Raw genomic sequence first — 12,646 nt, 5'->3', positions numbered from 1 at the left:
CACTCTCGCATTACCGAACACTTCCGCATTGCCGTACACCCACGCATTGCGGTGTATTTTCGCATCGCCGGACACTCTCGCATTACCGAACACTCTCGCATTGCCGTATACCCACGCATTGCCTGACTGATCTAGATTTTTCTCACTCTCTATATATCCACCTAGTGTTCCAGCAGTAACCACACCAAAGCTAGCTAAGGCTTTAATACGGTAAAGTGTTCTGCCGAGATACTCTTTTGTGTCGTCTTTTAGCAGTTCATATTTTTTAGTTTGTGTCATTTTATGTTCCTTTTTTGGTCGGTTAGGTGAATTTTGGGTGCAACAATCCCCTGCCGGATTTCGTAGGAAATAGCAGTCAGGGGATTGGGGGTTAGGGGTTAGAATAGGTGGATAAGTCTGCCTACTCTAAACAGGGTATTCGGGTGTTGTACGCTATGGAGAATACGTTCCCAGCCGTTGCCGTGAATATTATCGGGCTTAAATTCTGCGGTGATACGTTGCAATACGGGCAAAATCTCTTGTGGGAGATTGCGGTAACGTTCGTTGAGTTGTCGGATTGCGTAGGCATAATCACCGCCGAATCCGCCGAACTGTTTTTGCAAGGTATCGGTGAGTTCGATGTAGTTGCGTAGTGCGTACCACGCCCAACATAAATCCTGCATTTCTTTTTCGGTCAGCTCTCGTTTGAACATTTTCGGTGGCTCAACAAGCGGTAGGTTCGGCTGGGGATTTTGCGAAACTTCTTTATCCAAAATATCAAGCACCCATTTGCGAAAATCTTTAGCGACTTTGGTGTGGCTACGCATACCTAAGAGCCAACAACCACGCAAGCTAAAAATTCTGACTTTTTGAATGCCGCTTGCAGTGTCCATATCAATGATTGCGGTCATTGATGAGGTAAACTCATCTTTATTGCGATCGTATAATTGTGAAATGCTGACAGATGGATTTGAATAACCTAAAGCTCTGCCAACTTCTAAAGCAGGAAGCCATTTTTGATTGTGTTGATCGATAACCGAAAGAGTAGTGTTTTGGAAAGTTAAAGTTGTCATAATTTAAAATCTCTGTACAAGTTTATAAAACTCATCACTCAGAGGCTAAACTGGTGATGAACTAGATTGGATTAGCCTTACCGTTGTACAGAGAAAACGGCGATCCGAAGATCTCCAATCTAGCCCATCATTGACAACATAGGGGACTTGCAAATTGCAAGCACCTAGTTTTAAGGGGGACTACCAATTTGGTAGTGCCTTTAATTTGGCTAGTTTCGGCTATAAAAAAAGCCGCTTTGAGCGACCTATCATTCTAACCGCTCTGTACAATTCAGGAGGCTAATCCCGACTTTCTGTTGAAAGTGGCTGAATTATAGGGCGGTTGGTTCGGGTTGTCAAATGAAAAATGTAATATATCCTACAAAAAACAACTTGTCTTTATATGTAGTACATATTACAATTGACACATCTAAGGCAAGGTGCTTTAGATACAAGAAAACCCTGACTTGTTCAGTTCAGGGTCTTCAAAACGGAGTAGATATGATGACTACCTTAGCTAAAATCATCATTATCTTAATCCTTGTATTAGTAAGCCTGCCAGCTTACTAGGGATTAACCAAAGGGGAGTTACCGCTCCCCTGCGGTCTCCAAATACTATAATCAATTTCCAATTCAAATGCAAGGGGCAATCTATGGCAATGACAAGAGCTGAAATCAATGCTAAAAGCGATAAAAAACGCAATGTTCGGCTAGCCTCTTTTAAACTTCACGAAGATATTATTGCTTTGCTTACTGAGCTTTCCGAGCAAACTGGGCTATCTAAAACACAGATTGTTACTCAAGGTATTCAGTTGTTTGCTGAAACAAAAAAGGTCGCATAACGTGCGACCAATCCCGACTTTCTGTTGAAAGTGCGGTTATCCTAACCCGAAAGGGCGGCGGTGTCAATGTTATTTCCATAATGAAATCCTCTCTGCTTGGTGGTAAGATTATCAGCGACCAAACTTCTAATTTATCACTTCAACAAAGAGGATTTTATTATGAATGAATACTATCCAATTATTAGCGGGGCTTTAAGTGGATTAGCCGTAGCAGGCGGGTTAAAAGGTCCTATTGAAAGCCTTACTCAAATTTGGAATTTAACTCTAGGGCGTTTTCCTGATAACGCCTATCAAAAATATAAAATAAGACAAGCAGAGAACCTTAAAAAATATGCTCAAGAGGTAAAAGAGAATATTGAAAAAATTCCAGAGGAAAATATTCAAGAACCTAAAATAAGTGTTGTTGGACCAGCACTTGAAGCCTCTAAATTCTATATGGAAGAAGATGAAATTAGGGGAATGTTCGCTAAACTAATCGCTTCATCAATGGATAAAACCCAATCGGATAATATCCACCCATCATTTGTCGAAATGATAAAAATGCTTAGTCCGTTAGATGCGCAGAACTTGTATTATCTTTACCATAGCGGAGACGAAACTATTTCTAAAATTAGAACAACTATAAAAGAAACGGGATCATATACTGATAATTTCCGTCATATCTTCCTCGGAAATCCCGAATGTCAAGATGGTTCATTGATAGAACCATCTATTGATAATTTGATTCGGTTAAAACTTGTTGATGTTACATATGATGAATATAAAACGGATGATTCCCTTTACAATAAACATAGAGAAAACGCTCTTTTCTTAGAATTTAAACATCAACAAGAGGATATACAAAAACAGAATAAAGAATTGTTAGATTATGTAGCTAATGGTGGTTTATTAAAAGATGCTAATACACACGAACCGTTACCAACTCAAATACAGGAAAATATCATAAAGCAAATGAAACAATCCGTCCAAGAAAAAGAGATTGATATTGTAAAAGGTATCATTCGGCTTACCGCTCTTGGTAGAAACTTCTGTAAGGTTTGCCTATAAGTTTTTCTTCACTATCTTTTCAATATCTTTTGCATATTTTTCAAAGACTTTAGTTTCTTCATTAAAGAATTTATCAAACCATCTTGTTACTTGTGTCATTGTGAACCAGTGAACTAACAATGATACAAGTAATGAAATTAATGCTGATGCAAGTATTGTTGAAAGCATATATAAAACCTTTATGTATAAAAAGCCCACATCTTAGGTGAGCAAGGGGCGGTCTCTATGAAAACCGTAATTTCTCTTTTTACCATTCCGCAACCGCACTTAATCAGTTGGAAAACCCAACTTAGTGCAAACAAAACCGACTGAAAAAGTGCGGTTGGGAATAATAAAAATGTCGCTGTCTCCGACTGTCAAGCCTGCTTTTCGTGGGCTTTCACGAGTGCCATTCAGAACAGCACTTTGCATTTCCCTCAATGTGCAGCGGATTGTTGATAAATTATCAACTCAGCGACTACCGAAATTGGTTCTCTGTCAATGCTGTTTTGAATGGTCCCCGCTACGAGATTTGAACTCGCTGTCTTCCGGTTATGAGCCGGCTGCTTTTACCAATTAAGCTATTCGGGGAGTGGCGACCGCAGAGAGATTTGAACTCTCAACCTACTGCTTAGAAGGCAGTAGCTCTGTCCGATTGAGCTATGCGGTCGGTTAAGTATCGGTTACTCCCTTGTGGCTCAATGTCCACGCCCAGTTTTCACCTAAACGCATTATTGGGTAATGTCTGTGTTGCTTATGCCGAAACATAAGTCATTACGCTGTGAGCAAGCGGGGTCTTTATGGGCTTCCTCTCGTGCCTTTGCACTCAAGCTCGCTTTCACCATCAGGCAATAATGCGTCCTATCTAAATTGTTAAAGAACCATCAAACCACCGTCTCTGCTGTCTCTCGGCTTTTGCCTGCTGGGTTGTTTGTTTTGATGGGTGTATTAAATCAAAAATTTACTACGGTGTAAATATAAAGTTTAAAAAATAAATCTAAAATTTAATTTATGTATAAATAAATAATTGATTTCAAAAGAAAAGAATTTTCAAGCAGGAAGTTTGACTGCTTGTTTTTTGAGCTTTGTAGGGACGCTTGAGGCTGAAATCGGGGAAAAAGGCAAGATTTTGCCTTGTGGAGATTAAGTTTGAAATGAAAGTTATGAGGAAATGGGCGAGAGAGTAAAGAAAACCGCCACGAGGGCGGTTTAGCTATTTAGATTTCCGGTGCTTTGGTTTGTGTTTTGTTTGGGTATTCCTCTTATGCTCAATTTTTTGTCGATATTCTTGCCACCAAGGAGGGTTGCCATCAGGTTCACATTTTAATACTTCTGCAAGCCCTACACCAATGCTAAAAGATTGAATGCCGTCTATATGCTCTGATAACTCTTCAGAAATATCTTGCTTCAAAGGATTGAGAATAAAATCAACCCCTTTTATTCTTGCCTGTTTTGCAGCAGGAACAAAGTCCGAGTCTCCAGCAATAAGCACGATAACATCAACTAATTTTTCGTAAGAAAGAATCGTAATATCCATCCCTAATTTGACATCAACACCTTTTTGAGTTACTTCGTAATGCCAGTCTGCATTGGTTAATTCTTCCCATTTCTTTTTACCGTTACGGAGTTCTTTAAGTGTATTGTCATTAAGTTTCCAATCGGTGGATTGTAATTTACCCATACGTAACGCCGTTTTACGAGTTCCTTTCAATTTTTTATGAAACTCTGTACGAAGTTTATTCATGGGTTCTGCCTTAAAATTTTTGTCTTTTGGAGTAGTATGCCCATTTTCAGGGTGCGGCAGCTTAACTTGTTTATCTAGCGGAGGGCTATCGTAGTAATAAATTCGGTAGAGTTCGTGGGGCTCTCTTCCAGTATGCTGTCCGCGCTCTATTTCAGTATGAAAGCCAACCATTCTCCACATTAAATCAATAAGGTGATCTGCCGTTACTTTTTGGTCTTTAAAGTATTTTCTGATAAAAAAGCCTACTTTGGAAAAGAAAAATCCACCGTCAATTAAAATTGCTGTTTTTTTCATTAGATATTCACATTACGTAAGATAAATAAAAACCCATAACAACCGTACAGATAGTAAAAATGGTCTGTGAGCTGCTATGGGTTCCGTTTGAATTGGCAATCATTGTAGATAGAATTATACATTAAGTCAATAAATAATTTATTAAGACTTTATTGCCTATTTAACTTTTTCACGAGATGAGGTAGCAGGCAAAGCTGTATTTTTCATATATAACACCTTGATTTTACTATTAAAATGGTATGCTTGTTTCTAAGTTAAGACTAAGCACAAACAACACATTCCAAACCATTTTTTCCGGCAGTTTGCCCTGTCTCAGCTGGCTCAAACATCCAGCTTCTGCTCTATTCATAATCAATATTTTTCTCTATTTATTTCGTAAGATATTGATTGCGATGTCGGCTACTTCACCTGCCAGCTCCTTCTGCTCCCACAAGGCATTCCAAATCGCATCTTCCGACAATACGCTGTAATTGCCTTTGGTGTCGAAAGTATATTTTTCTGAGTTATCGTGTAGCTCTATCCATTCGGGCTGTTGGTAAAAGGTTTCAAGCTCTTTGGCTAATTTAGCCGCTTCCTGCCAATCTTTTAGGCTTTCTGCCAGCTTTTTCTGTAATTCAAGTAATCGCCCGTAGTTATCTTGAGCTTGTTGGATTTTCTGTTGCATTGCTGTTCCTAGCGATTTTGGATTAAGAAATCTAGCTTTTGTTCTATACGATCGAGTTGGGCTTTTAGGCTTGCTCTATCCCCAAAATCAGCCTCATCTCCGTAATAGTTATTCGTCGTTGTCGAATGGGTTGTCGTTACTGGAGAATTATCAAAAGCAGAATCCGTAATTTTATTTAATGTATTGTTATAATCTCCTCGTCTTAGATAATCCTCTGTTACTTCAAGGGCAGTTGCAAATTCTGCAATATCTTCGAGTGATAATTTTGCTTTGCCTTCTTCGAATTCAATTAGTTTTTCAAGAGTATAATGTAGGCGATCAGCTAATTCAGCTTGTGAAATTCCTTTATTCTGCCTAGTTTCTTTAATCCGACGTGCAACATTTTTCATTGTTAAAGCTCCACTATTTTAATATCCCATAATCGAACGAACTTTCCGATAAATTTTGCATTTCTTAAAGTATCATCACTCATCGTTTCTAGCTCATATTTTTTATTATCGGAAATAACGCTATATCCGCCATTGATTAGTTTTTGTAATCGTCTGATGAATATGTTTTCTCCAATCAAAAAAACATAAATACCATCTCCAATATAGCTACTTATTTTTGTATCTATAATTGCAATGCTTCCTTTAGGAATTGTTGGCGTCATCGTATCTACAGACACAGTAATCAAACGAAGCCCTTCAATTTCTTTTTGACCAACAAACTCTGACAGTCCATCATCGGAAAACCAAATAGAGCTGATGGTTTCTGGAAAAATACTATTGTCTAAGCAATCAATTCGATATCTATTGGCAATATTTGCTATTATTTCTGAACCTTCGCTTTCCGATCGGCTATCTGAATTATAGATATTCGTTGTAATTGGAGAGTTAGATAATCTAGCGTTGCCTGCAATTATTGTATTGCTTCCCCCAAGAACCCAATCAATAGAGTACCCAAAATACTCTGCGATCGCTTTTGCAGAGTTTGTACTAACTTTCCCGTTATTAAACCAGTTATTTACCGCTTGAGATGTGACGTTTGCAACTTTTGCTAATGTTGCCTTATTAGTATTTTTTTCATCCAAAATCTGCTGGAGACGCTGTTTAACTATTTCTGATCTCATATTTTCCCTCTCTTATCTTTTGTAAAGAGTAAATAAAAAATTTAACATTGCCAATAAATCATAAGTTTACAATTTTAAATTATTGGTTTATATTGATAAGGTTTTTACTAAACTAAGGATTTACTATGACTCCGATTGAGAAAGCAATCCAAGCAGTAGGTTCTCAGGCAAAACTCGCAAAAGCACTAGGCAAAAAGTCACAGTTCATTTATCGGATGAAGAAAAAAGATGGAAAAATCGCAACACAGGATATTTCACCAGATAAATGGGCAGAGGTTACAGGGCTACGTAAAGCAGAGTTATTTCCTGATTACCAAGATTAATTTACCCGATTTCCCATTCTGAAATCTTCAAGAAAACACAGGAATTTTTTATGAACGAATTACAAAACGATCACAGCTTTGCACCAATACAGCAGACATTGCAGCTACGGTGTAAAACGGCTCGTGGTGGGATTTCATCACTGGCATTAGGGCTAGGCAAGTGCGAGAAGAAGCTGGCTAACGAACTCAATATCAACGTAGAGCAGAATAAGCTCGGTTTTATGGATGCCGTGCAGTTGATTGTACTGACAGAAAGCCGAAACGTTGTTGAGATGATGGCCCGTGAAGTCGGTTGCACGTTACTCCCGATGCCGGAGTGCAAGCGAAACCCTGTCGATCAACTACGGGAAGTATTGAATTTATCTTCTCAGGCCGGGCAGTTATGCGGGAAATACAGCCGTTCGATTTCGCCGGACTCTGAACTAGGTGAAAACCTCTCACGAAAGGAAATTCACGAATTATTAGACATTTTAAACCGCTTGCAAGACAGCGTGCAGTGCCTGAAATGGGAACTAGGGCAATAAAAAACCACCGCTGACACGGTGGTCTTTATCGAACATCACAAGGAGATATTCAGTTTGAATACGGATACAGATTATACAGCATCAACTCCTTTGTGGCAAGTGTTGGAATACCGTAAGCGGTGCTATGCAGTATTAGAGCAACACCATTTTGCTTTAAATGTTGATTACGACACGATTTTTAATCAGATACACAAGGAGTTAAGCGATGAATGCGCAACCGAAAATGCGTAATACCCCAATTTTGACACTGCACCGGAATACTCAAGAGGCAAAGAAAGTGAGTATTGATGATGGATTTACTGCGATACCTAATGAGTTGCTCTTTGCAATGGGCAAATTTGGCTTTACACAACGTCAATTTAATCTGCTGCTTGCGGTGATCCAAAAAACATTATCTTGGCACAAGGAAATGGATTGGATAAGCAATGCTCAGCTTTGTGAATTGGTCGATTTACCTGATGAACAGAAAGCCAGTAAGACAAAACAAGAGCTTGTACGAATGAATGTGCTTGTTCAGAAAGGTAACAAAATTGGGTTGAATTTATCTGTTTCGGAGTGGAAAAAAGCAGATTGCACAAAAGAAGCAAACCTTGCACGAAACGTGCAAAAAACTTTGCATAAATCGTGCAATAGCGATTGCACAAAACGTGCAAACACAAAAGAAACTATTACAAAACAAAAAATAAATAATACCCCCTTACCCCCAAAGGGTGAAGTCGGAAGCGAGGCTGAAAACGAGGTGTTGGCCCAAGCACAAGCACTGCTGGATTACTACAACGGATTGGCTCAAGGTGCTTGCAGAGATACACAGCCGTTCATCACCTTGCTGACGAAAACCACGAGCCGAGAAGCCTACACACCGGACGACATCAAGCTGGTGATCCGCTGGGTACTGAAAACGTGGTCTCGCCGAAATAACCGTCCTGCTAAACCGGTGAATATCTGCCGAGTAACTCGTTTTGACGGGTATTTGTCCGATGCCGTGGCTTGGGAACGTTCGAGAAATCAGGTGGATTGTGCTGACGTGGTCGAGGTGTACAACGAGATTTTAGGGCCGCGTTTGGGCGAGTTTGAACTTGACGATGCGGCGGAGAAGCAAATTTGGACGCTGCTTGAACACTTGAAAGACAAGTCGATTAACGGGTTTCGGAATTATTTTCAAGCCTTTGCCGATACGGCGAGAGCGCATTATTTCGGCGATAACCAATCGGGTTGGAAAGCTGGATTTGGTTACTTGATGAAGCCTGAAACGCTGATTAAAACCCGTCGTGAGGAGCTGTAATGCAAAAAAATATCAAACAAATCACCTACGATGTTGAGTTAAGCACAGTCGGCTCGCTGTTGGTTGGTGGATTAACGCCCCAAGCCCGTGATGTGTTGAGTTGGCTCAAACCGGAAATGTTCTTGACCTATCAAGTCGGTGCGGTATTTGCCGCGATTCAGAAACAAGCGAACAAAGACAACCTCATCGATATGTTGATGCTGAGTTCGGATTACGGTATTGCACTCGCGGATATGGCAGAGATTGCAAAATCGACAGTCGCATCAGCTAATTTAACCGGCTATGCCGACAAGTTGTTGAAGTTTTACCAACGCCGTGAAGCACAACGAATTTTCCTTGAGGTTGCCAGTGAACTCAATCATTCCCGTGATGAGCAACTTGACGAAATCACGGCAAAAGGGTTGCAGCATTTAAGCAAGCTGATGAATAAAACCGGCAAAGTCGAACCGACGGAAATGTCGGCCCTGCTTGAGGGATATGTCGAGCTATTGCAGGAACGGATGAAGCCCGAATTTAAAGACCGCTTGTTGTTTACCGGCAATCAACATTTAGATGCGGTGTTGCAGGGCATTGATGAAACGGATATTTGCATTATCGGCGGGCGTGCCGGCAACGGCAAAACCGAAACGGCTATCACCTTTACCAAGCATATTTTGGATAACGGCGGATCCATTTTATTTTTCTCACTGGAAATGAGCCGACATCAAATTATGGATCGCTTAATTGCCAGTGCAAGCGGGGTGAACTCGGCAAAACTTCGCAATCCGGAATGGATGAATGATGAAGATTTTGCCCGAATGAATAATGTGATTGGCCCGATGTCGGCACAGAAATTCTTTGTGGTGGATAAAGGCGCTTTAACCGTTGATGAAATCAAGGCAATCACGGAACGCCACTTAAATGAACACGGCAAGTTGAGTGCCGTCATTATTGATTATGTCGGCTTAATTCAACACGGCTCACTAGACGGGCGGATCAACCGCTCTTACCAAATCGGTGAAACGGTCGAGAGTTTGAAAGCCTTTGCCAAGCAGTGGCACGTCCCGATTATCTTGCTGAGCCAGCTTAATCGAGATGCGGAAGGCAGTGTACCTAAAAACTCGGATTTAAGCGATTCCAAGTCGTTAGAGCAGGTGGCAAGCCAAATTATTATGGTTCACAACCGCCGAGATAAAGAGACCAACGAACCAGCGAAATATACCCAATGGTTAGTCACGAAGAACCGCAACGGCAAAGTAGGAACAGTCTATGTGGAGTTCCAAAATGGGCGGTTTGTGGAGTGCGATCAGGCATTAGCAAATCAGTATTTCGAAGAAAAGAAACCGGCAAAGAAAGAGAAGCCAAAGGGGTTTTAAATGGCTAAGTTCCAAATGATGAAATTAGCCGGCGGCACCTTTGTACCGGCAATGGAGATGGAAGCCGATGCGTTGCAGAAATTCCGTAACGGCGAGCAGTACGAAGTTGAGATTAAGCAAGTTCGCAATCCCGCTTTTCATCGCAAAGTGTTCGCCTTTTTCAACTTCTGCTTTGAGCATTGGTCGGCAGATAAAACCGAATTGCAGTATTTTGATGAACGGTTGCAATTTGATAAGTTCCGCAAGGATTTAACCATTATGGCAGGGTTTTGCCACAAGATTTACAACATCAAAGGTGAATTGCGGTTAGAGGCAAAAAGTCTAGCCTACGGAAATATGGAACAAGACGAATTTGAGCAGTGTTACAAAGCGTTAATCAATGCGGCATTGCGAACAGTATTCAAAGGGTGCGATGACCCGATGATTTATAACAGGTTAATGAGCTTTTTTTGAGGGGTAAAGATGAACGGTTATCAAAAGGAATATATGGAAGAATTAAAAGGCTGGTTGGCCCTTGCGCTAATCGCTGTCGGTGTGGGTTTGGCGAATGGGGTGATTTGATGACGAATTTAAGAAAAGAAGCCAAAGGGCGTGAGTGCCAAGTACGGTTGCCGGGCATCTGTAATTTCAACCCAGAAACGACTGTATTAGCACATATCAGAATGGCGGGGATTACAGGTGCGAGGCAGAAATCAAGCGATATATTGGGTGCTTGGGCTTGTAGTGCTTGCCACAATGAAATTGACCGCCGCACCCGTCATTGTGATTTAGACGAAGTAAAACAGGCTCACGCAGACGGGGTATTTCGGACGATTGCGAACTTAGTCAATGAGGGGAAAGTGAAATGGTAACAGAGGTCATTTTAGAACTGCCGTACCCGCCGACCGTCAATCACTATTGGAAGCACACCCGAAGCGGTATTCACTATGTAACAGCAAAGGGAAAAGCCTTTCAGCAAGCGGTTTGTTTGTTGGTAAAAAATGCAAAGCAGTTCAAGGGCAAAGTTGCATTGGTTGTCGATATTTACCCACCGGATAAGCGGAAACGGGATATTGATAATGTATTCAAGGCTCTGTTTGACGGCTTGGTAAAGTCCGGTGTGATTGCCGATGACAGCCTGATTGATAAGCTGACGGCAGAGAAGTTTGATGCGGTAAAGGGCGGGAAAGTAGTGGTGAGAATTAGGGAGTTGCAATGAAAATAGACATTCACAGCGTACTGACAATATGGGGTAAGCAGTGGGCAAGATACAAGGATTGTAAAGGCTACCCGTCATTACAACCCTTTATGCGTGAAGCTCCGAAGCAGTCAAACTATTACGGTGTAATGAGCTTGGACGATGAAACTTGCCTTGCGATTGATAAGCAGATCCGCAATTTACACGATGAAAACTTAGTACAGTATCAAATCTTGATGGCGAAGTATTATTTGCGATTGGAGGATAAAGAAGTTTGGCGAGAGATAGGGATGAGTAGTGCCAAGTACTATCGCCAACTTGATAATGCTAAATCTTTCGTACTCGGTGCATTGTTGGCGATAGAGATTGAAGTCTATTTCTAGCGTGTTTGTTGCAATTCATTTTGAGATGCCACTGCTAAAAAGTGGCTTCTGTCTCGATAAAAATGGCTGTGCGACACACGGCTATCAATACGATCAATCAAGTACTGTGGCAACACAATATTCACCCGTTGGCGTTTACCAAAATAAGCGGTAATATCAACATCTATTAGCAACCAGCTATCACAAAATTTAAAATCATCTTGCTCTTTATAATCAGTAAATCCGAGATCTTTAATGGTAGAAAGATCGAAATTATCTTCTGCCATCATCTCTAATACAGAATGGATAGCATCTGTTACCATTGGCACAATATCTTCGACGGTATCGGCTGCACTGAAGCAACTGTAGCTGTCGGTAAATAATGCAGGCACAACTAAACCAAAGGCTTCTTTTTCAGTTTTAGGCGTCTCAACGCCAACAGTAAATAACATATCAACTCCTTATTCAAAGCTCGGCAGAGCTATAAAAGCCCTGCCGATTTTTTAATTGAACGTAAAGTACCGATTGGTAAATCTTGCTTGGGGTGCGGAACAGGAAATCGCTTTCCTGTGATTGGCGATTGCCAAATTTGGTGATCGCCTTTTCCGTGCCGAACAAAGAAGCAACCTGCATCTTTAAGTTCTTTGATTAAGTCGCTTGAGTGCATGCATCCTCCTTTGTCTTAATCGAATTCAATTATACACAAATATACACACATCGCAATATAAGATGGTAATAAATTCTGCTGAAAATCTATTGACAACTTGCAAGTTGAAGTATAGCATATTAGGTATGTTGCGGTTTTAGCAACTGTGTTAATGATCATGCAAAAATGCGCCAGGCTGATGCAGTAAGATCATCGAAAAGTGATCCACTGCATCTTTTGATAAACTCCTTGTTATTTAAACAGG

The 12,646-nt window shown here is 40.8% G+C and carries 17 protein-coding genes, 2 tRNA genes and 1 pseudogene; 10 read left to right on the top strand and 10 right to left on the bottom strand.

What is annotated here, in order from left to right:
- Positions 1–279, bottom strand: a pseudogene (locus RO21_RS09115) (polymer-forming cytoskeletal protein); the annotation flags it as partial.
- A gap of 98 nt (positions 280–377) precedes the next feature.
- Complete coding sequence (locus tag RO21_RS12320) at positions 378–1,052, bottom strand: BRO family protein (RefSeq protein WP_047977473.1); 675 nt, start codon at positions 1,050–1,052, stop codon at positions 378–380.
- Positions 1,053–1,684: 632 nt separating this feature from the next.
- On the opposite strand from RO21_RS12320, the gene RO21_RS09105 reads away from it, so the two are divergent.
- Both RO21_RS09105 and RO21_RS09100 read left to right on the top strand, forming a co-directional pair.
- Positions 1,685–1,873 carry a hypothetical protein gene (locus RO21_RS09105; RefSeq protein WP_047977472.1) on the top strand — a complete coding sequence of 63 codons (189 nt, stop codon included), beginning with the start codon at positions 1,685–1,687 and terminating at the stop codon, positions 1,871–1,873.
- 159 nt (positions 1,874–2,032) lie between these two features.
- Entirely contained in the window at positions 2,033–2,920 is an 888-nt protein-coding gene (locus RO21_RS09100; RefSeq protein WP_047977471.1) for a DUF4393 domain-containing protein, read from the top strand.
- Between the two features lie 493 nt (positions 2,921–3,413).
- On the opposite strand, the gene RO21_RS09095 is transcribed toward RO21_RS09100, so the two are convergent.
- The 6 genes from RO21_RS09095 to RO21_RS12210 form a co-directional block, all read right to left on the bottom strand.
- Positions 3,414–3,490 (bottom strand) — tRNA-Met (locus RO21_RS09095).
- A 2-nt stretch (positions 3,491–3,492) separates the two neighbouring features.
- A tRNA-Arg gene (locus RO21_RS09090) sits at positions 3,493–3,569 on the bottom strand.
- Between the two features lie 543 nt (positions 3,570–4,112).
- Positions 4,113–4,937 (bottom strand): NYN domain-containing protein, encoded by an 825-nt coding sequence (locus tag RO21_RS09085; RefSeq protein ID WP_047977470.1) that lies wholly within the window; start codon positions 4,935–4,937, stop codon positions 4,113–4,115.
- Positions 4,938–5,301: 364 nt separating this feature from the next.
- Complete coding sequence (locus RO21_RS09080) at positions 5,302–5,601, bottom strand: DUF4298 domain-containing protein (protein WP_047977469.1); 300 nt, start codon at positions 5,599–5,601, stop codon at positions 5,302–5,304.
- A gap of 8 nt (positions 5,602–5,609) precedes the next feature.
- Positions 5,610–5,990 carry a helix-turn-helix domain-containing protein gene (locus RO21_RS09075; protein WP_047977468.1) on the bottom strand — a complete coding sequence of 127 codons (381 nt, stop codon included), beginning with the start codon at positions 5,988–5,990 and terminating at the stop codon, positions 5,610–5,612.
- Positions 5,991–5,992: 2 nt separating this feature from the next.
- Positions 5,993–6,712 (bottom strand): S24 family peptidase, encoded by a 720-nt coding sequence (locus RO21_RS12210; protein WP_053067758.1) that lies wholly within the window; start codon positions 6,710–6,712, stop codon positions 5,993–5,995.
- A 125-nt stretch (positions 6,713–6,837) separates the two neighbouring features.
- Between RO21_RS12210 and RO21_RS09065 the strand changes: the two genes are divergently transcribed.
- From RO21_RS09065 to RO21_RS12205, 8 genes are all read left to right on the top strand, one after another.
- Complete coding sequence (locus tag RO21_RS09065; protein WP_047977467.1) at positions 6,838–7,035, top strand: helix-turn-helix domain-containing protein; 198 nt, start codon at positions 6,838–6,840, stop codon at positions 7,033–7,035.
- Between the two features lie 50 nt (positions 7,036–7,085).
- Positions 7,086–7,559, top strand: a complete 474-nt coding sequence (locus tag RO21_RS09060; RefSeq protein ID WP_047977466.1) for a phage regulatory CII family protein — start codon at positions 7,086–7,088, stop codon at positions 7,557–7,559.
- Positions 7,560–7,764: 205 nt separating this feature from the next.
- Positions 7,765–8,841, top strand: a complete 1,077-nt coding sequence (locus tag RO21_RS09055) for a replication protein (RefSeq protein WP_157019730.1) — start codon at positions 7,765–7,767, stop codon at positions 8,839–8,841.
- A complete protein-coding gene (locus RO21_RS09050) occupies positions 8,841–10,196 on the top strand; it encodes a DnaB-like helicase C-terminal domain-containing protein (RefSeq protein ID WP_047977465.1) in 1,356 nt (451 codons plus the stop codon). Before RO21_RS09055 ends, RO21_RS09050 begins: the two co-directional genes overlap by 1 nt.
- Positions 10,197–10,649 carry a DUF1367 family protein gene (locus tag RO21_RS09045; RefSeq protein WP_241482484.1) on the top strand — a complete coding sequence of 151 codons (453 nt, stop codon included), beginning with the start codon at positions 10,197–10,199 and terminating at the stop codon, positions 10,647–10,649.
- A 107-nt stretch (positions 10,650–10,756) separates the two neighbouring features.
- Positions 10,757–11,047 (top strand): DUF1364 domain-containing protein, encoded by a 291-nt coding sequence (locus tag RO21_RS09040; RefSeq protein ID WP_047977464.1) that lies wholly within the window; start codon positions 10,757–10,759, stop codon positions 11,045–11,047.
- Positions 11,041–11,394, top strand: coding sequence for a RusA family crossover junction endodeoxyribonuclease (locus tag RO21_RS09035; protein WP_047977463.1), 354 nt, complete (start codon positions 11,041–11,043; stop codon positions 11,392–11,394). The genes RO21_RS09040 and RO21_RS09035 overlap by 7 nt, the downstream gene beginning before the upstream one ends.
- Positions 11,391–11,756 (top strand): antiterminator Q family protein, encoded by a 366-nt coding sequence (locus RO21_RS12205; RefSeq protein ID WP_053067757.1) that lies wholly within the window; start codon positions 11,391–11,393, stop codon positions 11,754–11,756. The genes RO21_RS09035 and RO21_RS12205 overlap by 4 nt, the downstream gene beginning before the upstream one ends.
- On the opposite strand, the gene RO21_RS09025 is transcribed toward RO21_RS12205, so the two are convergent.
- Positions 11,753–12,187 carry a type II toxin-antitoxin system HicB family antitoxin gene (locus tag RO21_RS09025; protein WP_047977462.1) on the bottom strand — a complete coding sequence of 145 codons (435 nt, stop codon included), beginning with the start codon at positions 12,185–12,187 and terminating at the stop codon, positions 11,753–11,755. The two genes, RO21_RS12205 and RO21_RS09025, sit on opposite strands and share 4 nt — an antisense overlap.
- A 29-nt stretch (positions 12,188–12,216) precedes the next feature.
- Positions 12,217–12,402: a type II toxin-antitoxin system HicA family toxin gene (locus RO21_RS09020; RefSeq protein WP_047977461.1), complete on the bottom strand. Its 186-nt coding sequence runs from the start codon at positions 12,400–12,402 to the stop codon at positions 12,217–12,219.
- Between the last annotated feature and the right edge of the window lie 244 nt (positions 12,403–12,646).

It is taken from the genome of Muribacter muris (assembly GCF_001038205.1).
Lineage (GTDB): Bacteria > Pseudomonadota > Gammaproteobacteria > Enterobacterales > Pasteurellaceae > Muribacter > Muribacter muris.
This window is presented reverse-complemented; position numbering and strand designations above follow the sequence as displayed.